Here is a 24,007-nt window from a genome sequence, read left to right on the forward strand (position 1 = left end):
TGGATTGACAAAAGAAAGGAGTCCGTCAGCGTTTGCTGACGGACTCCTTTCCGTGTGAGCCGTTCCTGGCGGTTGCGGCCTACTTGACCGCGGCGGTTGCCAACGAGGTTTTTGCCGCGGTGGTGTAGCCGGCCTTGGTTCCGGTCACCGTGACCGTGATGGTCTTACCGATGTTGGCCGTTGCCAGGGTGTAAGTGCGGGCTGTGGCGCCGGTGATGGCGATGCCGTTGGCCTTCCACTGGTAGGCCAGGGCCACCGGTGACGGTCCCCATGTGCCGGGAGCCGCCGTCAGCAGCGAGCCGACCTTGGCCGTCCCGGCGACGGTGGGCACCGGTGCGGTGAGTACCGGGTTGAGGGCCATGACCGTCCGCGTTGCCACCGAGGTTTTCGCGGTAGTGGTGTAGCCGGCCTTGGATCCGGTCACCGTGACCGTGATGGTCTTGCCGGTGTTGGCCGCAACCAGCTTGTAAGTGCGGGCTGTGGCGCCGGTGATGGCGATGCCGTTGGCCTTCCACTGGTAGGCCAAGGTCACCGGGCTGGGTCCCCAGGTGCCCGGAACTGCTGTCAGCAGCTGGCCGACCTTGGCGGTGCCCGTGATGGTGGGCGCCGGTGCGGTCAGGGTTCCGCGGGCCACTGCTGCTGTTGCCACCGAGGTTTTTGCCGCGGTGGTGTAGCCGGTTTTGGTTCCGGTCACGGTGACGGTGATGGTTTTGCCGACGTTGGCGGCGGCCGGCCTGTAGGTGCTGGCTGTGGCGCCGGTGATGGCGATGCCGCTGGCCTTCCATTGGTAGGTCAGTGTCACCGGTGACGGTCCCCAGGTGCCCGGAACTGCCGTCAGCAGCGAGCCGACCTTGGCGGTGCCCGTAATGGTGGGCGCCGGTGCGGTCAGGGTTCCGCGGGCCACCGCTGCTGTTGCCACCGAGGTTTTTGCCGCGGTGGTGTAGCCAGCCTTGGTTCCCGTCACCGTGACCGTGATGGTCTTGCCGGTATCGGCCGCAACCGGCTTGTAAGTGCTGGCTGTGGCGCCGGTAATGGCGATGCCGCTGGCCTTCCACTGGTAGGCCAGAGTGACCGGACTGGGTCCCCAGGTGCCCGGAACTGCCGTCAGCAGGGAGCCGACCTTGGCGGTGCCCGTGATGGTGGGCGCCGGTGCGGTAAGTACCGGGTTGAGGGACATCACCGTGCCCGTTGCAGCCGATGTTTTCACCGCACTGGTGTAGCCGGTCTTGGTGCCGGTCACCGACACCGTGATGGTCTTGCCGGTATCGGCCGCAACCGGCTTGTATGTGCTGGCTGTGGCGCCGGTAATAGCGATGCCGCTGGCCTTCCACTGGTAGACCAGAGTCACTGGAGACGGTCCCCAGGTGCCTGAAACCGCTGTCAGGACCGAGCCGACCTTCGCGGTGCCTGTAATAGTGGGCACCGCCGTGGTGAGCGACGCCGTTGCGTACTCAAGGTTGAGCGCGGTGGACTTGCCCGCGGTGACGGCGACGGGAGTGGCTGCTGCTTCGGAGGTGGAGTTGCCGGAGTAGAGATCGCCGGGCAGGGGAGTGCTTCCCCACAGCTTCACCAGGTATTGACCCGTGCTGAGGCCTGGGATTGAGTATTTGCCCGCGGCGTCCGTGACGCCCGTTCGGGCTACCAGCGATCCGTTCGAGGTGTAGGCCTGGATTCCCGCGCCTGCTATGGGCTTGCCGGCCTGATCCGTTGCGGTACCAGTAATGGACCCGCCCTGTACCAGCGTGGCATTGACGTTGGGAACAGACTGCCCGGAGCTAACAACAATGGACTGGGCCTGGGCAACGCCTGCCGACTCCGGTTTGTTGTTGTAGAACTGGGCTTCCTCGGTGGTGTAGCCGCTGGAACGGTTAAAGGCCACCTTGTAGGATCCTGCGGCCAGGCCCTGGACGCTGTAAGTTCCGTCGCTGTTTGTATACCTGTTCATGACAGTGTTGCCGGCTGAATCAAGGATGTCGACGGGATAGAAGTTCGGCGCAGCGCCGCTGACTTTGCCGGTGAGCGTTGCGCCGGCAACGGTTGTCATATCGATCGAGGACCGGGTCTGGCTCGTGGCAAGCGTCAGGGATGTTGCGCTCGACTCGCTGGAGCCGCCGTACCAGGTTTGGGCCGCGCCGCTTCCACCGCCGTCGAACTTCACCTTGAAGTTTCCGGCGGGGAGTCCTGTAATGCTGTACTCGCCGTTGGAGTTGACGGGGCTGTTGAACTGTCCGTTGGGGGTTGACCCCGTCATGTAGGCGAAGACGCGGGCGGCGGAAAAGTCAGTTCCCGCTGGTGCTGTGATCTTCCCGGTGATAATGGCACCCTTTACCAGCGTCGTATCCGCTATGGTCAGCTTTTGGCCGGCGGCCACGGCAATCGTTGCGGCCGCAGCAAAGGTTTCACTTCCTCCGTACCAGCGGGATACCGCTCCAGTGTTGAAGGACGAAAAAAGGACCTTGTAGTTTCCAGCGGGGAGGCCCCGCTGGCTAAAGCTGCCGTCCGGGGCAACGCCTGGATAGGCTACGGCCGAGGTGCCATTGTCGGCCTTAAAAATCGTCGCGTAGGTGTGGCCGGTGGACAGGTTGACACCGGCTGCGGCGACGACCTTACCGCTGATGGTTCCACCCTCGGCCAGGGTGGCGTTGACTCCGGTCCGCTCCTGTGCCGTTGTGAGGACGATGGTTGTGGCCGCAGCAGCATCGGCTGCATTGTCGAACCACTCATCGAGGGCACCGGACCCGTTGCCCTCGAACTGGATCTTATATTTGCCGGCGGCCAGGCCACCAACCTTGTATGTCCCATCCGGAGCGACGGTGCCCTGCGAGGCGTAGGTCCTGCCGTCCTCCAGGTAGGCGTTAACCCTGAGTGAGGTGACGTCCACGCCGGTGGAAACGGTGAGCTTGCCACTGACGGCAGCCCCTGTCGCCATGGTGGTGTTGACGCCGGTCATGTCCTGCCCTGCCGCGAGGACGATGGCTTTGCCGTCCGTCCCCTGCTGGGTGAGAAGCCCGGTTCCATTGCCGAAGAATTCAACGCTGTATGCGCCAGCGGAGAGTCCAAGAAATTTGTAGGTTCCGTCGACGTTTATGGATGTTGACGTCCCATACGCCCGTGGAACGTCAGTACGCCTGATTTGGACCGCCAGCGCTGTCATATCGGTGCCGGCAGGGGCAGTGATCTTGCCGGCGACTGACGATCCCTTCACCAGCGTGGCATCCACTCCGGAGAGGTCCTGGCCGTCCGAAAGGCTCACAGTGGCGGCGGCATCCTGCGACATAGCGGCGGGATACCACTGGTTCAAGGCACCCGACCCAAAGGCGTTAAACATGACGGTGTAATTTCCCGCCGGGAAGCCAGTGACTTTATACGAGCCGTCGGGCGCGATGCCGGAGTACTTGACGGTGAGGCCAGAGCCGCCCACCGGCCTGACAGCGACGCTTACCCAGTTTCTGTCCACACCTGCTGGGACGGTGACCACTCCGCTGATGGATGCGGACTTGACCAAAGTGGCATTTATCCCGCCGAGGGCCTGGCCGGCAGCGACCTGCACCTCGGTGGCGGTTTCGAAGGACGTACCGTTCGTGTACCACCGGTCCAGGGCGCCACTGTTATTTGAGCCGAATTCGATTCTGTAGGTTCCCGTGGTGAGTCCCGGAATGCTGTAGTTGCCGTCGGCGTCCACCTGCCCAAAACGCGAGCTTGCCCTGTCGGCCGAGTGGGCGGCGGCGTAAACCGAGGCCAGGTCAACTCCGGCGGGAGCGGTGAGCTTGCCGCTGATTGACGCGCCATTATTAAGCTCAGCGTTGATTGCTTCCACATCCTGGCCGGCGGACATTGTCAGTACCGTAGCGCTCTCAAAGGACTCAGCGTCTTCGTACCATGTGTCCAGAAGCCCGGAATTAAACGAGGAAAACTGCACTTTGTAGCTTCCGGCTGGCAGGCCTTTAACCGAGTAATCGCCGGTTTCGTTGGCATAGCCATATCCGGTGAAAGACATGCTTTCCGCACCGCGGATGGACACGTTGATGTTCGAAAGGTCAACGCCGGGCGGCGCTGTCACGCGGCCGCTGATGGACGCACCCTTGACGAGCGTGACGTCGATGCCCGGAAGGTCCTGGCCCGCAGCAAGCGTTAGCGGGGTCGCGGCCTGGAACGACCCGGCGTTGCCATACCATTGGTCCATTGCCCCGGAATTCGAACCGGAGAAGTGGACTCTGTGGGCACCGGCCGGAAGTCCCACGATCTTATATGTGCCATCAGGATTGATCTGACCGTATTGGTAATTGGACTGTTCATCCTCTTGGGCGTAGACGTTGACGTACGTTATGTCCACTCCGGGCGGGAAGCTGATTTTTCCGGCAATCGACGCCCCTTTGACCAAGACGATATCGATGCCGGTAGCACTCTGGCCGGCCGTAACAATGACTTCCGTGGCGGTCTCGAATGATGTGCCGCCGTACCACTGTTCCAGGGCGCCGCTGGCATAGCCTTCGACTCGCACCTTGTAACTGCCGGCCGGAAGATCGGTGACGACGAATGTTCCGTCATCGTTGAGTTGTCCCCAGCTGTGATGGCCTTCGGGGGACTGCGCAATGATGCTCAGATTGCCCCGCGCAACGCCGGCAGGCACGGTGACCGTGCCGCTGATCGATGCATTGTTCAGGTCAGCGGCATTAGCCGGCGTAAACCCGAAGAAAAGTAAACCCGAAAGTACCGCAAGCGCAGTCAAAAACCGCGCGCGGAAACGTATGCTCTGTTCGAGCATTTCTATCCCCCCAAATAAAAGTGCCTCCAGCAGCGCATGCGCCGTGCCAGCATTCAGTTGTCAAATAACGCCTCAGTCTAACTATCCGGTAGCGTTTGAAACGAAGGTAATCCGCAATTTTGGCTCAAGATTGGGAAGCCCTAATTGATAGTGCTGTGCCAAATATGGTGTGAATTATTGAATTTCAGGATTGGGGCTCACTTGGGGACAAATTCACGCGGGGCTGCCGGGCGGCGCACCCGGTGGGCAGCAGGGTTGCCGGCCGCGTCCATCGCCCTGGTTGCCGCTTCCGTGTTGGCATTCCAGCCCGGAGGGCTGTTCCGGTTTGTATGGGTCAAACTGTTGATCCTGCTGGCGGCGCTGGTTTGTGCGGCCCTTTCGCCCGGTGCCGCGCGCCTGCCCAGAGGGGTGACTTTGACCGTTGGAGCGGGGGCTGCCTGGATCGCGGTGACCATGCTGTTGTCCGCGGCGCCGCTGGCAAGCATCGCAGGCCGGTGGCCCAGGTATGAGGGGATCCTCACAATTGGCGTCTACATCGCGCTGTTTGCGGCAGGAGCAAGGCTTCTTGGTGGAGACGGTGCCGGCGAAGCGTGGGGCCGTCTGCGCCTGTCCCTCGCAATCGTGGCGATGGTCCTGGTAGTCATCAGCGGCCTGGAGGCCGCCGGCCTCCGCCCCTTGGGTGGCGTGGAGGACGCCCGCCCGGGAGCCACGCTCGGCAACGCGACGGAACAAGGACTCATCGGATTGGTGATCGCTGGTGTCATCTCGGCCTTCCCAAGGGAACCCGGTCCGCTTCAGCGGTGGATCGCGCGCGCCGGATTCCTTGCTGCCCTGGCGGTGGTGGTCCTTTCCGGTTCGCGGGCTGCGCTGATGGGAGCTGCGATGGTTGTTGTTGTCGCCTCGGTCCTGTGGCTGAAGAACCGGCCGGGCAGGGCGCGCTGGTCACTCGGTGCTGCCACCGCTGTTGCGGCCCTCGCGGCATTTACAGGTGCAGCTGTGCTGATTCCGGCTACCCGGACACGGCTCTTCTCAGCAGAGACCGTTGATGGCCGATGGATGCTGTGGGAGCGGACCTGGGCTCTGGTCCAGGAACGTTTATGGTTCGGGGCAGGCCCCAGCGGCTTTGTCGATGTCTTGCCGGGCTACCTGGACAGATTATGGTCTGAACGAACAGGCGATGGCTTTCCTACGGATTCGCCCCACAACCTGCCACTTCAGCTTCTCGCCGCTGGAGGAGTGCCGCTGCTCCTTATCGCTGCAGTGTTTGCCTGCCTGTTCTTCAAATCGGCGCTGGCGAAGATCCGGGATTGCCACGAGGTGCCGCAGCGCCGGCAGCTGATCGTCGCGCTGGCGGCGGTGACTGCATATGCTCTCGCGGTCCTGACACATTTCACGTCCCCGGGGACCACCGCATTGGTGGCCTTTATTTGTGGCGGACTCGTGGGGGTGGAACTGCAGCGAAGGGCACAGTCCGGGGTGCCGCCGGTTGCCTGGGCGGCGAGGCGGCGTGCAGCGGCGTTGGTGCTGGCAGTAGCAGCGCTCGCCGTGGTTGTGCCGGCCGCCGCAGCCGAGTGGCCCATGGCGAACGGTGCCCGTGCTGCCCGCCTGGGCGACATTGCCGGCGCAGAGGCCTCGTTCCAAACGGCCCTCCGCCTCCGCCCCTGGGACAGTGACGTCAGCCTCCTGGCGGCGCAAGCCTTCGCGGGCCCGGCCACAGGCGGAAACACGGAGGCTGCACTTGCGGCCGTGAAATGGGGTGACCAGGCACTGGAAGCGACCCCCCATTCGCTGGAAGCCGGTATTGCGGCCGCCATTGGCTGCATCTACAGCGGGAGCCTGTCGGAAGCCAAAACCCGTCTGGACGGGCTTGCTAAGCTGGCGCCCTTTTCGGCCGGTGTCTATGTCCATCGCGGGGTGGCGAACTTTGGTCTCGGCAATGCAGGCGAAGGCATCGCCGATCTGCACGTCGCCGCGTCATTGGAACCATCCTCGGACACGCCGTGGCTTCTCCTGGCCGGAATCTACGAGCGGCTGGGGGACGGGGAGAATTCCCGGCAGGCCCTCCTGCGGGCCCGCGAACTCGCTGCCGGCTAGGCGCCGCCCCTGCGGTTGCTCGAAAACCTGGCCACGCAACCTGTGCTCCGCACGGCAGCTCAACGAGCGTCTTGGCGGCCGATTTGTGCCAACGAAAAGTCTCGGGTAGAGTAATTTCTCGTGCTGAGGCGCACGGAGCACAGGTTGAGGCCTGAAACTCCGGCCCAAAAGTATCATTGGGATATGGTGTAATTGGCAACACTACGGTTTCTGGTACCGTCATTCTAGGTTCGAGTCCTGGTATCCCAGCTCTGGTTCAGGCACTGAAAATGTGTTGGAAATCAGGGGTTTCAAGCCGGTCCGCCGATTTGAAACACTCGCTGAGTGTATGAAATACTCACTTAGCACACCGGCTAAAACCCGGTTGGAAGTGTGAGCTTCCTGGAAGTACGCGGCCCCATCGTATAGCGGCCTAGTACGCTGCCCTCTCACGGCGGTAACGCGGGTTCGAATCCCGCTGGGGTCACAATAGGACGGTCCCGGGCATTAGCCCGGGGCCGTTTTTGTTTGTGCAGCCGCAGAATAGCCGGACCGCATCCCGGGCTGAACTGGCATGATGATGCTGTGACCTCATCTGACGGTTTTACATCACCACCTCCGCCGCGGCCACCCCGCGCACCAGGCAGCCAGTCTGCCCGCCCCGCAGACCAGTCGCAGGCTGCCGTGGACCTGCTGGAGGTGGTCCGGGGAGAACTTTCTGCCGTGTCACTGCCGCTTGCCCTGCCCGGCGCCGGGCAGGCCCGGACGGAGGTCCGGAACGCCGTAGCCCAACTCGACGACTACATCCTGCCGCGGTACCGCAGCCTGGACGCCCCGCTGCTCGCCGTCGTCGGGGGGTCCACAGGCGCCGGCAAGTCAACACTGGTCAACGCCCTGGTAGGGCACCCCGTCACCCGCTCCGGAGCCATCAGGCCCACCACCCGGCAACCTATCCTTCTTCACCATCCGGCCGATGCCGACTGGTTCGAGGGCCAGCGCGTGCTTCCCACGCTGAGCCGGATCCGAGGCACTGTTTCCGCGGAGCCCGTCCCGGCCAGCCGGGCCGGTGCAACACCGGACGCAGAAGCCATTTCCTCACTCGTCCTCGTGGCGGATCAAGCAGTCCCGCAGGGCATCGCACTGCTGGACGCCCCCGACGTGGATTCCATCTCTGACGACAACCGCAGGCTCGCTGGACAGTTGCTGGCCGCCGCGGACCTCTGGGTCTTCGTCACCACAGCCAACCGCTACGCAGACGCGGTGCCCTGGAAGCTCCTCCTCGACGCGTCCTCAAGGGACATCATGGTGGCCGTCGTGCTGGACCGCGTTCCGGCGGACGCTGAAGCCGAAGTCAGCGCCGATCTCCGAGCGTTGCTGCAGAAAGAGGGCCTCGGGGCTGCCGGGCTGTTCATCGTGCCTGAGACGGATCTGGACAGTCTGGGCATGCTGCCGCCGTACTCCGTGGAGCCGCTGCGCGATTGGCTGCGCGACCTGGCAGCTGATGCCGCGGGACGTGCTGAAATAGCCCGCAGGACGCTCAATGGGACCGTCAAGGCCTTGGCCGGCCGGGTGGGCGCTGTGGCGGAAGCTGTCCAGGAGCAGGAGCGCGTTGCGGACTCGCTAAGATCCGACGCCGAGGCGGCCTACCGCGCTGGCGTCGCCCGGATTCTGGACGCCACCAAAGACGGCGCACTTCTTCGCGGCGAAGTCCTGGCGCGATGGCAGGACTTCGTGGGTACGGGGGAGTTCTTCAGGACCCTGGAGCAGAACATCGGGCGGTTTCGGGACCGGGTGGGCGCATTCTTCCGCGGTGAGCCAACACCCGCCGTCCGGGTGGAGGTGGCCATCGAAACGGGCCTGCAAGCCGTCATCGTTGATGAGGCCGCAAACGCCGGTGAAGAGACGGACCAGCGGTGGCGCTCGGATCCCGCCGGCCGGCACCTGCTGGGCACCGATGACTTGTCCGGAACCAGCCCCGGATTCGCTGACGTGGCGGCTGCCGAGATCAGGGCCTGGCAGGCCGGCCTGATGGAGCTGATCCGCACCGAGGGGCAGGGCAAACGCACCCAGGCCAGATGGCTCTCCTTCGGCATCAACGGGCTGGGCGCCGCGCTGATGATCGTGGTTTTTTCCATGACTGCGGGCCTCACAGGCCTGGAGATCGGCGTGGCAGGCGGCACGGCCGTCGTTGGCCAGAAACTGCTCGAAGCAGTATTTGGTGAGGACGCCGTCCGCAGGCTCGCCCAGAGGGCCCGGGACGACCTCCATACGCGCTGCCAGCGACTGCTGCAGGCGGAGCAGCAGAAGTTCCTCGAGCGCCTCCCGGCCGGCGCCGCCGATGCCTCCCGCGTCCTGGCTGACCGCGCCGCCGCCCTCGCCCGGCTGGCGGACCGCACGTGAGCCGCCACGGCGCCGCCCGTGAAGCGTCGCAGCTGGACCGCAGGCTGGCGGCCCTCAACGACGCCCGTGAACTGGCAGAGGGCGTCCTTCCCGATGCTGCCCTGGAGGACGTGTTCCAGCTCCTCGAACGGGCGGGCTCCCGGCGCTCCCTGTCCGCCGATCACACCGTGGTGGGCTTCTTCGGTGCCACCGGCAGCGGGAAGTCGTCACTTTTCAATGCGGTCAGCGGCGCAGAAATTGCGACGGCGGCGGCCCGGCGGCCCACCACATCGGAGCCTTTGGCGGGCGTTTGGGGTGCGGACGGCAGCGAGCCGTTGCTGGACTGGCTTGAGGTTCGCAACCGGCATCATGCCGTTCCCGTTGCCGGTTTCGCGGACGAGGGCACGGGCCTGATCCTGCTGGACCTGCCGGACTTCGACTCCACCCGGGCGGCCAACCGCGCGATTGTGGAGCGCATGGTGGGCCTCGTGGACGTCCTGGTCTGGGTGCTGGATCCGCAGAAATACGCTGACGCCGCCGTGCACAACGACTTCCTCAAGCCCATGGCCGCACATGGGGCCGTGACCCTGGTGGTACTGAACCAGATAGACCGGCTGCCAGAACGGGACGTGGAGCCGGTGCTTGAGTCCCTTAGGGGGATCCTGGCCCGCGATGGACTGGGCAAGGTGCAGGTCCTGGGCGCGTCTGCGCTGAAGGGTACGGGCGTGGACGCGGTCCGGAGCGCCATCAGGGGCGTCGCAACGCGGCGGCAGGCTCTCTCACAACGGCTCGCTGCGGACGTTTCCCGGGCCTCACAACAGCTCAGCGACGTCTCAGGCGTTGGAGAAGCAGCTGGCGTCAGGCCCGCGTCAACATCGCGGCTCACCGATGAACTGGCTACGGCAGCCAATGTTCCCTTGGTGGTGGACGCCGTCGCCACGTCCTACCGGCTGGAATCGACGCGCCGCACCGGCTGGCCGGCCACCCGGTGGCTGCTGCGCTTCAAATCGGATCCGCTGCGCCGGCTCAACCTGAAAAGTTCCTCTCCATCCCAACTCAACCGCACCTCGCTTCCGCCCGCCGGTGCCCCGGAACGCGCCCGGACGGATGCGGCCGTCCGGGAATTCGCGGACGCTGCCAGCGAGGGCGCCCCGGGACCGTGGCGGGCGGCCATCCGCGGCGCAGCCCGTGAAGGCCGCGACGCACTGCCTGACGCCCTGGACCAAGCCATCGCCGGGACAGACCTGATGACCTCCCGGAAGTCGTGGTGGTGGGGGATATTCAACGTGGTCCAATGGCTGGCGCTGGCCACCGCAGTGGGCGGACTGGGCTGGCTTGGCGTGCTCGCAGGGCTCGCCTACCTCCAGCTGCCGGTCCCGGAGGTGCCGCGCATGGAAGGCTGGCCCGTCCCCACTTTGATGATCGCCGGCGGCGGGGTGCTGGGGATTTTCCTGGCGATCACAGGAAAATTCATCGGCGCGGGGGCCGCGAGGGCACGGGCCGCCAAGGCGCGGAGACGCCTCGGCGCCGCCGTGGGTGGCGTGGCCAGGGATCTGGTTGTGGAGCCGGTGGAAGTTGAAGTGAGCCGGCTGAGTTCCTTCAATGCCGCACTGAAGGCCGCACTGAAGACCGCAGGCGGAGGGTAAGGCGCCTATGCCAAGGCGGCTGCGGCGTCCCGGACTTTAATCAGCGTCCGGAGGTTCCGGGTGGTGGTGCTCGCTTTGAACTTCGTCTTGGCCGAGATCTTGCTGAACGGGCTGTCGAGGGTTCCACCCGCAGGAGCCAGCCAGGCCAGGGCCTCCGGGCCAAGCCGCAGCTGTTCCGCTCCGTCCAGCGCCGCCCCGGCCGCGTCCAGTTCATCGAGCCTGGCGGTGTCTGAGGACAGTGTGATGTATGTGTGGGTGGCCTTGTCGTCCTCTGGATAGGGGCACGAGTCCACCAGCTCGGCCACCCGTTGTGCGGTCAGCACAACCACCCAGGCGTCGTACCCGAAAGTATCCCGCAGGCATCTTTCAAACTTCTGCTTGACCGCCGCCGGGTTCGCCTCGCTGGCAAGCACAACGTTGCCGCTCGCAAGGAGGGTCTTAACGCCCTCGAACCCGGCAGACGCGAGGGCGTCCCTGAGCTCCGCCATTTTTATGTTGATCCCGCCCACGTTGATGCCGCGGAGAAAGACTGCATAGCTGTTCATGCGGACAGCTTAGCCATGGCGGGCCGGCCGTGATGCCTGCCGGTGCTGAAGCTTGCGGTGTGTCAGTCGTTGGTCTTGCGCAGCGCCTCGGTCAGGAGCCGCCCGGCGTTGCAGACCACCTCGGCGTGGAGGCGGCCCGGCTGGCGGGTCAGGCGTTCGATCGGCCCGGAGATCGAGACTGCGGCGATCACGCGGCCGGACGGTCCCCGGACGGGGGCCGAGACTGACGCAACCCCGGGCTCGCGTTCGCCGAGGCTCTGTCCCCAGCCCCGGCGTCGTACGCCTGCCAGAACGGTGGGCGTGAACCGGGCTGCCTGCAGTCCCTCAAGGAGCCGGTCGTGGTCTTCCCAAGCCAGCAGCACCTGGGCGGCGGAGCCGGCCTTCATGGACAGCTGGGTGCCTACGGGAATGGTGTCGCGCAGGCCGATGGGGCGTTCGGCGGAAGCCACGCAGACACGCCATTCGCCCTGGCGGCGGAAGATCTGGGAGCTTTCACCGGTTGCGTCGCGCAGTTGCATCAGGATGGGGCCGGCGGAAGCGATGAGCCGGTCCTCGCCGGCGGCGGAGGCCAGCTCCACGAGGCGGCTGCCCAGGACGAACCTGCCCTGGATGTCCCGGCTGACCAGGCGGTGGTGGATCAGGGCAAGGGCAAGCCGGTGGACCGTGGGCCGGGCCAGTCCTGTGGCGGCCACCAGCTGTGCCAGAGTGGTGGGCCCGGCCTCGAGTGCGTCAAGCACATGGGCCGCTTTATCAATGACACCGACTCCACTAGAATTGTCCATGTAATGATATTGCCGTCTCATTATCTGAGATGCAAATCTTTTGAGTGGCACATTGCACAGCCCTGCTGGTTCAGTGGAGCTTACAGCCAAAAAACAGCAGTGAAGGGAGATGGTCGTGGCACAAACACTGGCCGAGAAAGTCTGGGACGCACACGTGGTGCGCAAAGGCGACGGTGAGGGAGCCAACGCCCAGCCCGATCTGCTCTTCATCGATCTCCACCTCGTCCACGAGGTAACCTCCCCGCAGGCTTTTGAAGGCCTGCGCCTTGCCGGCCGTAAGCTGCGCCGCCCTGACCTCACCATCGCCACCGAGGATCACAACACGCCGACGCTGGACATCGACAAGCCCATTGCCGACCTCACCAGCCGCACCCAGATCCAGACCCTGCGGAACAACTGCGCGGAGTTCGGCGTCCGCCTGCACTCCCTCGGCGATGCCGAGCAGGGCATCGTGCACGTGGTCGGCCCTCAGCTGGGCCTCACCCAGCCCGGCATGACCGTGGTCTGCGGCGACTCCCACACCTCCACCCACGGTGCGTTCGGTGCCCTGGCCATGGGCATCGGCACCTCCGAGGTGGAACACGTCATGGCCACCCAGACGCTGTCCCTCAAGCCGTTCAAGACCATGGCCATCAACGTTGAAGGCACGCTGCGTCCGGGCGTCACCGCCAAGGACATCATCCTCGCGGTCATTGCCAAGATCGGCACCGGCGGCGGCCAGGGCTATGTCCTGGAATACCGCGGTTCCGCCATCCGCGCGCTGTCCATGGAAGCCCGGATGACCATCTGCAACATGTCCATCGAGGCCGGTGCCCGTGCCGGCCTGGTGGCCCCGGACCAGACCACGTACGACTACATGTTCGGCCGGCCGCATGCTCCCCAGGGAGCGGACTGGGACGCCGCCGTCGAGTACTGGAACACGTTGCGTACCGACGACGACGCCACCTTCGACGTCGAGGTGGACCTGAACGCCGACACGCTGGAGCCGTTCGTCACCTGGGGCACAAATCCGGGCCAAGGCGTCTCGCTCTCTTCATCGGTACCGTCACCGGAGGACTTCGGCGACGAGAACGCCAAGGCTGCCGCCGAGCGCGCCCTCCAGTACATGGGCCTGACGGCCGGTACGCCCATGAAGGACATCCGCGTGGACACCGTCTTCCTGGGTTCCTGCACCAATTCGCGCATGGAGGACCTCCGGGCCGCCGCGGACATCATCCGCGGGCGCCAGAAGGACCCCAACATCCGGATGCTGGTGGTTCCTGGCTCGGCCCGCGTGCGGCTCGAAGCCGAAGCTGAAGGCCTGGACAAGGTCTTCAAGGACTTTGGCGCCGAGTGGCGCTTTGCCGGCTGTTCCATGTGCCTGGGCATGAACCCGGACCAGCTGGAAGTGGGGGAGCGTTGCGCGTCAACCTCAAACCGTAACTTCGAAGGCCGGCAGGGCAAGGGTGGCCGCACGCATCTCGTTTCGCCGGTGGTGGCAGCCGCCACGGCCATCCGCGGCACGCTGAGTTCGCCGTCGGACCTTGATCCGGCCCCCGAATCCGCCGCCATCCGCACCGACGCAGCCTAGGAGGCCGCCATGGAAAAGTTCACCACCCACACCGGCATCGGCGTGCCGCTGCGCCAGAGCAACGTTGACACGGACCAGATCATCCCCGCCGTGTACCTCAAGCGGATCACGCGCACGGGCTTTGAAGACGCGCTCTTCTCGGCCTGGCGAAAGGATCCCGCCTTCATCCTGAACCAGGCGCCATTCAACGCCGGCTCAGTCCTGGTGGCCGGGCCCGACTTCGGCACCGGGTCCTCCCGTGAGCACGCCGTCTGGGCCCTGAAGGACTACGGCTTCAAGACCGTTCTGTCGTCCCGGTTTGCGGATATCTTCCGCGGCAACTCCGGCAAGCAGGGCCTGCTGGCCGCCGAGCTTGCCCAGGACGACATCGAACTGATCTGGAAAGAGCTCGAAAACGCCCCCGGCACCGAAGTCACCGTTGACCTGGTGTCAAAAACGGTCAGCTGCGGCAATATTGTGGCGCCGTTCGAGATCGACGATTACACCCGCTGGCGGCTGCTGGAAGGGCTCGATGACATCGGCCTGACGCTCCAGCACGAAGAGGACATTACGGCTTACGAGGCCACCCGGCCTGCCTTCAAACCCAAAACGCTTCCGGCCCGGCTTTCCTAAGGCCCGCTAAGGCGACGCGGGGTCATTTACTGCCCATCCCGAGTACTGGGAGCAGCCTTAAGTGACCCCAGGTTGCTGCTGTCGTGACGGGCACGCCCCGCAAGCAGTGAGGACGCCGCGCCGCAGGCTTTGACGCCTCCGTATTTCGGTTCGGTAACGCAACCTCCTATGCTTAGCTGGAGCCTTTGCAAGGATTTGGGGGCGAGTAATCGTAAGGAAACCGGTATATGAGTAGTGTTCTGACAATCCGCGGCGGAGTCCCGCTTACAGGCCGCGTCAGCGTCCGGGGGGCCAAGAACCTGGTTCCGAAGGCGATGGTGGCAGCATTGCTGGGCAACGAACCGTCGGTGTTGCGGAACGTTCCGGAAATCAAGGACGTGGAGGTTGTCACGTCCCTGCTGCAGCTGCACGGCGTGACGGTGGTCAAGGATCCCGTCACCGGTGATCTCACCTTGGATCCGAAAGGGGCCAAGACCGCCCCGAGCACGGCGATCGATGCGCATGCAGGGGATTCACGGATCCCGATCCTCCTGTGCGGACCGCTCATCCATGCGATCGGCGAGGCCTTCATCCCGGACCTCGGCGGCTGCAAGATCGGCGACAGGCCCATCGACTACCACCTGAACGTGCTGCGCCAGTTCGGCGCCGTCGTTGAGAAGCGCCCCGGCGGCATCCATATCTCCGCCCCCAAGGGCCTCCACGGGGCCAAGATCTCCCTGCCGTATCCCTCGGTGGGCGCCACGGAGCAGGTGCTGCTCAGTGCGACCCGCGCCGAAGGAATCACGGAGCTCGCCGGCGCTGCCACCGAGCCCGAGATCATCGACCTCATTGCCGTCTTGCAGAAGATGGGCGCCATCATCAGCGTCCAGACGGACCGCACCATCCGCATCGAAGGCGTCCGGGACCTGGGCGGCTACAACCACCGCGCCCTCTCGGACCGCAACGAATCGGCGTCGTGGGCCTCGGCGGCGTTGGTCACCCGCGGTGACATCTTCGTTGAGGGTGCCTCGCAGCGGGACATGATGACGTTCCTGAACACCTACCGCAAGGTGGGCGGCGGAATGGACATTGGCGAGGACGGCGTCCGCTTTTACCACCGCGGTGGCAAACTCAATCCGCTGGTCCTGGAAACCGATGTGCACCCCGGGTTCATGACCGACTGGCAGCAACCCCTGGTAGTGGCACTCACCCAGGCGGAGGGCGTCTCGATCGTGCACGAGACCGTTTATGAAAACCGGTTCGGCTTCACCGACGCGCTCATCCGGATGGGCGCCAGCATCCAAGTACACCGTGAGTGCCTGGGCAGCGTGCCATGCCGGTTCGGGCAGCGGAATTTCCTCCACTCAGCCGTTATCTCCGGCCCCACCCAACTCAAGGGCGCCGACATCGATGTCCCGGACCTGCGTGGGGGCTTCAGCCACTTGATCGCTGCGCTTGCCGCCACCGGCACGTCCCGCGTGACCGGGATCGACATCATCAACCGCGGGTACGAACGGTTTACCGAAAAGCTGGCCGGCCTCGGCGCCGATTTCGACATCTCCTCGACAAAGTAGCGGTGGGCACGTGAAGGAAACGGCCAAGAGCCAGGCCACATTTGTTGTGGTCGCAGCCATTGTGCGCACCCTGCTCAACGGCATGATGAACAAAAAGTGGGAGGGCCTGGAAAACCTCCCCGCCGGCGGTTTCATTGCCGCGCCCAACCACTGCACGGAAATTGATCCGCTCATCGTGGGCCACCTGCTGTACAACAACAAGCGGGCTCCCCACTTCCTGGCCAAAGCCGGGCTTTTCAAGGTTCCGGTCCTGGGAGCGATCCTGCGGGCCACCCGGCAGATCCCGGTGGAACGCTCGACGGCGGGAGCGAACCGGTCGCTGCAGCTCGCCCAGGAAATCGTTGCCGACGGTGGGGCCATCATCATCTATCCCGAAGGGACGCTCACCCGCGATCCTGACCTGTGGCCGATGAAGGGCCACACCGGTGCCGCCCGCCTGGCTCTCGAGGGGGGAATTCCGGTGGTGCCCATCGCGCACTGGGGCGCCCACGAGGTGTTCCCGCGTTATGCGAAGCGGTTCCACCTTTTCCCGCGCAAGACCTCGCGCGTTGTGGTGGGCAAACCCGTGGACCTCAGTCCTTTTATGGGCGGACCGCTGGACAAAGCCACCCTGACGGCTGCCACTGGTGCCATCATGGATGCGGTGACTGATCTGCTGGCCGGTATCCGGGGCGAAGAACCTCCGGCAGAGCGCTGGGATCCCGCCAAACACAACCAGGCCACGCATGGCCGCTTCGTGGACCGGAAACGGCCCGATGACGCGGCGGATGCCACGTGACCGCTGACGGAAGCCGTCCCGGTTCGGCCCGGTCCGTTGCCGTCCTGGGAGCCGGTTCCTGGGGAACCACGTTCGCCAAGATCCTCGCTGATGCCGCCGGCGCTGCCGGCGACGAGCGAAGCATCCGGCTGTGGGGCCGGCGCAGCGAAGTAGTGGAACAGATCAACGTCTCCCACCGCAACGTCCAGTATCTGAAGGACACCGTACTTCCAGCCAGCATCACGTCGTCCGTGGACGTGCGGGATGTCTTGGCCGGCGCGGACCTGGTGGTGCTGGCGGTCCCCGCGCAGTCACTGCGCCTCCAGCTGCGTGAATGGAAAGCCCTGATCGCACCGGACGCCGTGGTGGTGTCCCTGATGAAGGGCCTCGAGCTCGGTACGGATGCCCGCATGAGCGAGGTCATCGGCGACGAACTGGGGATTCCGGATGATCGGATTGCCGTGGTTTCCGGTCCCAACCTCGCCATGGAGATCGCGCGTGAGGAGCCGACGGCCTCCGTGGTGGCGTGTACCGATGAGGCGACTGCGGGCTGGATCGCCCGGAGCTGCACGGCACCCTACTTCCGCCCGTACACCACCGGGGACGTGGTGGGCGTCGAGATCGGTGGCATCGTCAAGAACGTCATCGCGCTGGCCGTTGGTATCTGTGAGGGCAAACAGATGGGCGACAATACCAAGGCCTCCGTCATCACCAGGGGGCTGGCCGAAACGTCCAGGCTGGCCCTTGCCCTCGGCGGTGAAGCCCGGACCATGGCCGGACTGGCCGGCCTCGGAGATCTGGTGGCCACCTGTTCCTCGCCGCTGTCCCGAAACCACACTGCCGGCCGGCTGCTGGGTGAGGGCCTCACCCTTGAAGAGCTGGCCCTGAAGATGACGCAGACCGCCGAAGGCATAAAATCGGGCCAGGCCGTGCATGAACTCGCGGGGAAGCTGGGTGTCGAAATGCCCATTACCGCCGCCGTTGTAGCCGTCCTCGCCGGCAAACTTTCCGTTGACCAACTGGGGCCCCTGTTGCTGTCCCGGGACCTGAAACCTGAAGGCGATTACTGACAATGTCTGACCAAAACCTGGCCGCACCGAACTCGGCCCCCCACGCTAAACCCCGCGTGGCGGTGCTTTTTGGCGGCCGGTCCAGCGAACACGCGGTGAGCTGTGTGACGGCTGCCGGTGTGCTGGGCGCCATCAACAAAGACAAGTACGACGTCATTCCCATCGGCATCGCCAAGTCCGGGCAATGGGTCCTGGCCGCGGCGGACACAACCCAGTGGTCGCTGTCCGCGGCGTCGCTGCCGGAAGTTCCGCCGTCGTCCGAAACAGTGACGTTGGCCGAAATCGGCGGGGAACACCAGCTCATAGTGGCCTCCCCGGACGCCGTTCCGCGCGAACTAGGCACCGTTGATGTGGTGTTCCCGCTGCTCCACGGGCCGTTCGGTGAGGACGGCACCATCCAGGGACTCCTGGAGCTGTCTGACACCCGCTATGTGGGCGCCGGCGTGCTCGCCTCGGCTGTAGGCATGGACAAGCACTACATGAAGGTTGTCTTCGAGGCCGCCGGCCTTCGGGTCGGGCCCTATGTTGCCGTCACTGACCGTCAGTGGCTCAACGACGCGGAAGCGGTCCGCAAGCAGGTGGACCGGCTCGGCTTCCCGGTGTTCGTCAAGCCTGCGCGGGCCGGATCATCCATGGGCATCTCCAAAGTGGATTCACTGGATGAACTGGATGCTGCCATCGAGGAAGCCCGGCGCCACGACCGGAAACTGGTCATCGAGGCCGGCATCGTGGGACGGGAAATCGAATGCGCGGTCCTCGAAGGCCGCGGAACCTCGGCGCCACGAACCTCCATGCCCGGCGAGATCTCCGTGGCAGGGGGCGGACATGAATTCTACGACTTCAACGCGAAATACGTTGAGGACGATGCCGCATCGCTCAGCTGCCCGGCCGACATCCCCGAGGAAGCAATTGCCCGGGTGCGTGAGCTCGCCGCTGCCGCGTTCGACGCGGTGGGAGCCGAAGGCCTGAGCCGGGTGGATTTCTTCTACACTCCAGACGGCGAACTGATCATCAACGAGATCAACACCATGCCGGGGTTCACGCCCAAGAGCATGTACCCGCAGATGTGGGCTGCCTCCGGCCTGGACTACGCGGACCTTATTGACGAGCTGATCTACCTGGCACTGAACCGGAAGACCGGCCTCCGCTGATCCCCACCGGCACCCTAACCTTGCTCCGCTTCGGCCAGGGAACCCTGCCGGCGTGGGCCCATCCACCGGCACCCTAACCTTGCTCCGCTTCGGCCAGGGAACCCTGCCGGCGTGGGCCCACGCCCCTGCTGGTTTGAGCCTGTCGGAACCTATTAGCTCTTGGGCAGGTTCTGCAGTTCTTCCTGGCCCACGCAGTTCCGCGTAGCCGGGACCTTGGCGGCGGAGGCGGAGAGGTCAGCCAGAACCGTCGCGGAACTGATCTTTTCCGGATCCAGCAGGATTTCCGTGGCGGGCTCCCGGCCGAAGGTTGTCAGCGTCCACACCGGGTTGCCCTCCTTGATGACCCAGTCGATGCCGTTGACGCTCACGCAGCGGTCCGTGGTGGGGCCTGGCACGTTGACGCCGCACCGCAGGATTACTTTGGAAGGATCCCCCCAGGCCGCCGTGGCCTGGCTGTTTGTCTTCCGCAGCGCCGCATCGCCGATGGCATCCGGAAGGGCAACCATCATGGGGGCGCAGGCCGGATTGGCAGCATCAGCGGCGGGAGCAACATCCACGGCGGGTGCGCAGCCGGACAGAACAGCGCCGGACACGGCGGCGGCCAGCAGGCCCACGGACACACGGACAGGCAAGGGCAAACGGGGATGGTGCATTCTTCAAGCCTAGCCCCGCCGCGAGGTACCCCAGGCCGCCGGCCGGGCGATCCAGCCCCTGCCGGGCGGCGCAAGACCTGCATTGTCGGTGCCGCGCTGTAGCGTAGGGGCGTGCCTGAAAATCCGCTGACCGAAGAAACACTCACCGTCGCTGCGCTGTCTGAGTCCGAGTTGCTGGCCATGATCTTTCCCCGGCTTGCCCTGGGCGGGCCCCACGGCGCGGCCACCCTGCTAGGCCCGGGAGACGACGCTGCACTTGTGGCGTCCCCGGACGGCAGGACGCTGATCAGCATCGACACCCAGGTGCAGGACCAGGACTTCCGGCTCCAGTGGGCCAACGGCTACCAAACCACGGGGTTTGATGTCGGGTGGAAGGCGGCAGCCCAGAATCTCAGCGACATCAACGCCATGGGCGGCAAGGCCACGTCACTGGTGGTCAGCCTTACGCTTCCGCCGGGGACGCCTGTCAATTGGGTGGTGGACCTCGCGGACGGACTGACCGCGGCTATCAGGGAACTCGGGGCCACGGACTGTTCGGTGGCTGGCGGCGATCTTGGCCGCGGCAGGGAAATTTCCGTGTCTGTGGCTGTGCTGGGAACCTTGGCCGGCGGAAGTGCCGTGTTGCGCTCCGGTGCCCGCGCTGGCGATATCCTGGCCCTGGCAGGAACGGTGGGCCGGGCCGCGGCCGGGCTCGCGCTTTTGGAATCGGATACCCCCGTGCGTTCCCTGGCAGCAGCACAGCGCGCACTCGTGGAAACGCAGTGCCGACCGCGTCCGCCCCTGTCCGCCGGCCCCCTTGCCAGAGCCGCCGGCGCCACCGCCATGATGGATATCTCGGACGGGCTGGTGCGTGACGGCCGCCGCCTGGCCGCCGCCAGCAGCGTGGTGCTGGACCTCGACCCGCTGGAACTGAAGCGGCACACGGAAGGACTCAGCCCGGCGTCGGACATCCTCGCAAGGGACCCCATGGAGTGGGTGCTGGGCGGGGGAGAGGACCATGGACTGCTGGCCACATTCCCTGCCGGCATTCAGCTGCCTGCCGGATTCACTGCGATAGGCTCAGTACAGGCCCCCGGAAACGACATTAACCCGGGCGTCACAATTGCAGGCCGCGTCGCTGGCGCAACGGGATGGGATCACTTTGCAGACTAAGGTTGCCGCCAATGCTCAAGCGATGAAGCGGTGGTTGGATAAGGCTGAAACGGCCATTGGCAACCACAGCGACCGCATCAACGCCATCAACATTTTCCCCGTCGCTGACGGCGACACCGGCACCAACCTATACCTCACTGTCCGCGCAGCAGCGCGTGCCCTGCAGGGCACAGCCCCGGGCAACACCGACGCCGGACAGACGGATGTGGGCGCCTGCCTCGCAGCGGCAGGCCAGGCAGCCATGGAGCAGGCACGGGGCAACTCGGGCACCCTGTTTTCCGTCTTTCTGTGCGCCGCCGCCGAGCCACTGACAGGCCATCTCCGGCTCACGTCCGCCCTTCTTGCCGCAGCCCTGAACCGGGCACAGATCCGGGCCTGGTCCGCCTTGAGCGATCCCGTCCCGGGCACCATGCTGTCCGTCATGGAAGCGGCAGCCCGCGCCGCCGCCGCAGTGGACGCCGGGAAAAACGGTGACGACAGCAACCACGCCCTGGGCCTTGCCCTTGACGCGGTGGTGGAGGGGGCCCTGGCGGCGGTTGTCCGCACCGAAGGCCAGCTGGACGCCCTCCAGGCAGCACACGTTGTGGATGCGGGAGGAGTAGGCATGCTCCTGATCCTCGACTGCCTCCGCTCGGCGGTCCTGGGAGTAGAGCTGCAGAGCGAACTCCTGGACGGGCTGCACGGCTATGACGTCCAGGATCCGCACATCCACACCAGCCTGCCCGACGACGACGGCGTCGAGGTGATGTGCACCATCAGCCTCTCGCCGTTGAACGCAGCCACCCTCCGTCAACGGCTGGACGAGATCGGGGACTCTGTCATCATGAGCCAGGTGGGCAACGCCGCGGATCCGGACGGCAGCTACCGCTGGCGCGTCCATGTCCACGTCGCTGAGGCCGAACCTGCAGTCCGGCTTATCCGCTCGTTGGGGGAACCCTCGCACATTACTGTCAGCGAGCTGGCTTTGCCGCGCGATCCTGAAGCAGATCCAGTGGGCTCCAACGGGTATGAGCGCTGAACTTGAACTGGGCCTGGAACGCCTGATCGGAAAACGGTCAGCTTCGGCCATTGAGAAACACCTGAAGATCAGCACCGTCGGTGGACTGCTGAACTACTTCCCCCGCCGTTACCTGAACCGGGGGGAGCTGACGCCCATCGGCGAGCTGCCCGTCGACGAGGAAGTCACCCTCATTGCGCGGGTCCTCTCCACCAGCACCCGCAAGATGCATACGCGCCGCGGGTCCATCACTGATGTCATCATTACCGACGACGCCGCATCCCATGGCCGTCCCCGCCTTGCCTCCGTGGGCCCCGGCAGCGGGCACGGCACCCTCAAGATCACCTTCTTCAGCGGCTTTCGGGCACAGGCTGAACTCCTGCCCGGCCGGCGCGTGATGTTCTCCGGTAAAGTGAGCCGGTACGGAACGTCCCTGGGCCTGACCAACCCGGATTTCAACCTCCTGGACGAGGACCCGGACATGCCCGGTATGGACCCCGAAAAGCTGGCTGCCATGCCCGTACCGGTGTACCCGGCCACGGCCAAGCTCACTAGCTGGTCGATCCAGAAAGTGATCGCCACGCTGCTCCAAACAGTCGATCTGGAGGCGCTGCCTGATCCGCTGCCGGACGCCGTGGCCCGCCGGGAAAAGTTCCTGCCGGTGGCCGAGGCCTACCGGCTCATCCACCGGCCCGAAACGGCGGCGGACTGGAAGAGCGCCCAGGACCGTCTCCGTTACCAGGAGGCCCTGGTCCTGCAGGCGGCACTTGCACGGCGCCGTGCCCAGCTCGCAGCGGAGGAAGCTACTGCCCGCCGCCCTGCCGCCGATGGACTGCTGACCGCTTTCGACCGGCAGCTGCCATTCACCCTGACTGCCGGACAGGCGGCCGTGGGAAAAACACTTGCTGCCGAACTTGCGCAGGACAGCCCCATGAACCGGCTCCTGCAGGGCGAAGTGGGCTCCGGCAAGACCATCGTTGCGCTCCGCGCCATGCTGCAGGTGGTGGACGCCGGCGGGCAGGCGGCGCTGCTGGCGCCCACAGAGGTCCTCGCGGCCCAGCACTTCGAATCCATCCGCCGCACCCTGGGCGCCCTGTCCCGCGATCCCATGCTTTCCCCGGACGGGTTGCTCGGCAGCCTCGCCGAAGGCGCAGTCCAGGTCAGCCTCCTCACCGGCTCCATGCCCGCTGCCGCCCGGAAACGCGCCCTTCTGGATGCCGCCTCCGGCACGGCCGGGATCGTGATCGGCACCCACGCGCTGCTCAGCGACAACGTTGCATTCTATGACCTCGGCCTGATCGTGGTGGACGAACAGCACCGGTTCGGCGTGGAGCAGCGGGACGTTCTCCGGTCGAAGGCCAACAAGCCGCCACACCTGCTGGTCATGACGGCCACGCCGATTCCCCGGACCGTTGCCATGACGGTCTTTGGCGATTTGGAAACCTCCGTCCTGGACGAGCTGCCCGCAGGCCGGGCGCCGATTTCCACCCACGTGGTGGGCCTCGCCGAAAACCCGGGCTGGGCCGGTCGCATCTGGTCCCGTTCCCGGGAGGAGATCGACGCCGGGCACCAGGTGTTTGTTGTGTGCCCCAGGATCGGGACGGACGACGACGGCGATTTCAGTCCGGGGGAGGCGGAACCTTCCGCGGCGGACCTGGCAGGCGACGGCGGCGCACGTGAACTCGCGTCAGTGACCGCCGTCGTCGAACAGCTCCAGCAGGAGCCGGCCCTTGCCGGTGTGCCGCTGGGGACGATGCACGGCCGGCTGGACCCTGCGGTGAAGTCCGCCGCGATGGCGGATTTCACGGCCAACCGGACCAAGCTGCTGGTTTCCACCACGGTCATCGAAGTTGGCGTCGACGTCCACAACGCAACGCTGATGGTGATCCTCGACGCCGACCGCTTCGGCATTTCGCAGCTGCACCAACTGCGTGGGCGGGTGGGCCGCGGTGGCTTCACCGGAACGTGCCTGCTGGTCACCAGCCTGGAACCCGGCCACCCGAGCCGGCGCAGGCTGGACGCCGTGGCGGCAACCACCGACGGCTTCGAGCTGTCCCAGGAGGACCTCAAGCTGCGGCGCGAGGGCGACATCCTGGGCGCGTCGCAGTCCGGCGGCCGTTCCACCCTGAAATTGCTGCGCGTGCTGGAACATGAAGACATCATTGCCCGAGCCAGGCAGGACGCCCAGGACGTGGTGGGCAAAGATCCGTCACTGGAGCGGCATCCCCGTTTGGCTGAGGCCATCGACGAATACCTGAACCCCGAGAAGGAGGCGTTCCTTGAACGCGGATAGTAGGCGGGC

Annotated in this window: 16 protein-coding genes and 2 tRNA genes; 14 read left to right on the plus strand and 4 right to left on the minus strand. The window is 65.4% G+C overall.

The genetic code is table 11. From position 1 onward, the window contains the following. Positions 1 to 79 precede the first annotated feature (79 nt). Positions 80 to 4,765, minus strand: a complete 4,686-nt coding sequence (locus J2808_RS03595) for a carboxypeptidase regulatory-like domain-containing protein (RefSeq protein ID WP_309811681.1) — start codon at positions 4,763 to 4,765, stop codon at positions 80 to 82. 201 nt (positions 4,766 to 4,966) lie between these two features. Here J2808_RS03595 and J2808_RS03600 point away from each other — a divergent pair, with 201 nt between their 5' ends. From J2808_RS03600 to J2808_RS03620, 5 genes are all read left to right on the plus strand, one after another. Beyond that, positions 4,967 to 6,859: an O-antigen ligase family protein gene (locus J2808_RS03600; RefSeq protein ID WP_309811684.1), complete on the plus strand. Its 1,893-nt coding sequence runs from the start codon at positions 4,967 to 4,969 to the stop codon at positions 6,857 to 6,859. Between the two features lie 177 nt (positions 6,860 to 7,036). Beyond that, positions 7,037 to 7,108 (plus strand) — tRNA-Gln (locus J2808_RS03605). A gap of 144 nt (positions 7,109 to 7,252) precedes the next feature. Beyond that, positions 7,253 to 7,325: transfer RNA gene (locus J2808_RS03610), tRNA-Glu, on the plus strand. A gap of 197 nt (positions 7,326 to 7,522) precedes the next feature. Then, positions 7,523 to 9,238, plus strand: a complete 1,716-nt coding sequence (locus J2808_RS03615) for a dynamin family protein (protein WP_309811687.1) — start codon at positions 7,523 to 7,525, stop codon at positions 9,236 to 9,238. Beyond that, positions 9,235 to 10,863 (plus strand): GTPase, encoded by a 1,629-nt coding sequence (locus J2808_RS03620; protein WP_309811690.1) that lies wholly within the window; start codon positions 9,235 to 9,237, stop codon positions 10,861 to 10,863. Before J2808_RS03615 ends, J2808_RS03620 begins: the two co-directional genes overlap by 4 nt. Positions 10,864 to 10,868: 5 nt before the next feature. Here the strand turns inward: J2808_RS03620 and J2808_RS03625 are convergent, their stop codons facing one another. Then, positions 10,869 to 11,408, minus strand: a complete 540-nt coding sequence (locus J2808_RS03625) for a DUF1697 domain-containing protein (protein WP_309811693.1) — start codon at positions 11,406 to 11,408, stop codon at positions 10,869 to 10,871. A 62-nt stretch (positions 11,409 to 11,470) separates the two neighbouring features. Beyond that, on the minus strand, positions 11,471 to 12,190 hold the full coding sequence (locus J2808_RS03630) for an IclR family transcriptional regulator (protein WP_190989795.1): 720 nt from the start codon (positions 12,188 to 12,190) through the stop codon (positions 11,471 to 11,473). A 115-nt stretch (positions 12,191 to 12,305) separates the two neighbouring features. Between J2808_RS03630 and leuC the strand changes: the two genes are divergently transcribed. The 6 genes from leuC to J2808_RS03660 all read left to right on the plus strand — a co-directional run bounded on the left by leuC (position 12,306) and on the right by J2808_RS03660 (position 18,903). Next, positions 12,306 to 13,760, plus strand: a complete 1,455-nt coding sequence (gene leuC, locus J2808_RS03635) for a 3-isopropylmalate dehydratase large subunit (RefSeq protein WP_309811697.1) — start codon at positions 12,306 to 12,308, stop codon at positions 13,758 to 13,760. Positions 13,761 to 13,769: 9 nt separating this feature from the next. Next, the gene (gene leuD, locus J2808_RS03640; RefSeq protein ID WP_309811701.1) at positions 13,770 to 14,372 is read left to right on the plus strand and encodes a 3-isopropylmalate dehydratase small subunit; all 603 of its coding nucleotides are present in this window, start codon (positions 13,770 to 13,772) and stop codon (positions 14,370 to 14,372) included. Positions 14,373 to 14,599: 227 nt separating this feature from the next. Further along, positions 14,600 to 15,925 carry a UDP-N-acetylglucosamine 1-carboxyvinyltransferase gene (gene murA / locus J2808_RS03645; RefSeq protein WP_309811707.1) on the plus strand — a complete coding sequence of 442 codons (1,326 nt, stop codon included), beginning with the start codon at positions 14,600 to 14,602 and terminating at the stop codon, positions 15,923 to 15,925. Positions 15,926 to 15,935: 10 nt separating this feature from the next. Further along, complete coding sequence (locus tag J2808_RS03650) at positions 15,936 to 16,703, plus strand: lysophospholipid acyltransferase family protein (protein ID WP_309811708.1); 768 nt, start codon at positions 15,936 to 15,938, stop codon at positions 16,701 to 16,703. Next, the gene (locus tag J2808_RS03655; protein WP_309811711.1) at positions 16,700 to 17,752 is read left to right on the plus strand and encodes an NAD(P)H-dependent glycerol-3-phosphate dehydrogenase; all 1,053 of its coding nucleotides are present in this window, start codon (positions 16,700 to 16,702) and stop codon (positions 17,750 to 17,752) included. The genes J2808_RS03650 and J2808_RS03655 overlap by 4 nt, the downstream gene beginning before the upstream one ends. Before the next feature lie 2 nt (positions 17,753 to 17,754). After that, positions 17,755 to 18,903, plus strand: coding sequence for a D-alanine--D-alanine ligase family protein (locus tag J2808_RS03660; protein WP_309811714.1), 1,149 nt, complete (start codon positions 17,755 to 17,757; stop codon positions 18,901 to 18,903). 152 nt (positions 18,904 to 19,055) lie between these two features. On the opposite strand, the gene J2808_RS03665 is transcribed toward J2808_RS03660, so the two are convergent. After that, positions 19,056 to 19,556, minus strand: a complete 501-nt coding sequence (locus J2808_RS03665) for a DUF3515 family protein (RefSeq protein ID WP_309811718.1) — start codon at positions 19,554 to 19,556, stop codon at positions 19,056 to 19,058. 180 nt (positions 19,557 to 19,736) lie between these two features. On the opposite strand from J2808_RS03665, the gene thiL reads away from it, so the two are divergent. The 3 genes from thiL to J2808_RS03680 are packed head-to-tail and all read left to right on the plus strand — an operon-like array spanning position 19,737 to position 23,998. Next, positions 19,737 to 20,708, plus strand: a complete 972-nt coding sequence (gene thiL, locus J2808_RS03670; protein ID WP_309811877.1) for a thiamine-phosphate kinase — start codon at positions 19,737 to 19,739, stop codon at positions 20,706 to 20,708. A gap of 22 nt (positions 20,709 to 20,730) precedes the next feature. Then, a complete protein-coding gene (locus tag J2808_RS03675) occupies positions 20,731 to 21,726 on the plus strand; it encodes a DAK2 domain-containing protein (protein ID WP_309811720.1) in 996 nt (331 codons plus the stop codon). Further along, positions 21,716 to 23,998, plus strand: coding sequence for an ATP-dependent DNA helicase RecG (locus J2808_RS03680; RefSeq protein WP_309811723.1), 2,283 nt, complete (start codon positions 21,716 to 21,718; stop codon positions 23,996 to 23,998). Before J2808_RS03675 ends, J2808_RS03680 begins: the two co-directional genes overlap by 11 nt. Positions 23,999 to 24,007 lie beyond the last annotated feature (9 nt).

This window comes from Pseudarthrobacter sulfonivorans, from assembly GCF_031454915.1.
GTDB classification, from domain to species: Bacteria; Actinomycetota; Actinomycetes; order Actinomycetales; family Micrococcaceae; genus Arthrobacter; species Arthrobacter sulfonivorans_C.

Bases quoted from the DNA above. Each gene is read 5' to 3' on its own strand.
- J2808_RS03595 (WP_309811681.1), bottom strand. From the start codon at position 4,765: ATGCTCGAACAGAGCATACGTTTCCGCGCGCGGTTTTTGACTGCGCTT.
- J2808_RS03625 (WP_309811693.1), bottom strand. From the start codon at position 11,408: ATGAACAGCTATGCAGTCTTTCTCCGCGGCATCAACGTGGGCGGGATC.
- J2808_RS03630 (WP_190989795.1), bottom strand. From the start codon at position 12,190: ATGGACAATTCTAGTGGAGTCGGTGTCATTGATAAAGCGGCCCATGTG.
- leuD (WP_309811701.1), top strand. From the start codon at position 13,770: ATGGAAAAGTTCACCACCCACACCGGCATCGGCGTGCCGCTGCGCCAG.
- murA (WP_309811707.1), top strand. From the start codon at position 14,600: ATGAGTAGTGTTCTGACAATCCGCGGCGGAGTCCCGCTTACAGGCCGC.
- J2808_RS03660 (WP_309811714.1), top strand. From the start codon at position 17,755: ATGTCTGACCAAAACCTGGCCGCACCGAACTCGGCCCCCCACGCTAAA.
- J2808_RS03665 (WP_309811718.1), bottom strand. From the start codon at position 19,556: ATGCACCATCCCCGTTTGCCCTTGCCTGTCCGTGTGTCCGTGGGCCTG.
- thiL (WP_309811877.1), top strand. From the start codon at position 19,737: ATGATCTTTCCCCGGCTTGCCCTGGGCGGGCCCCACGGCGCGGCCACC.
- J2808_RS03675 (WP_309811720.1), top strand. From the start codon at position 20,731: ATGAAGCGGTGGTTGGATAAGGCTGAAACGGCCATTGGCAACCACAGC.
- J2808_RS03680 (WP_309811723.1), top strand. From the start codon at position 21,716: ATGAGCGCTGAACTTGAACTGGGCCTGGAACGCCTGATCGGAAAACGG.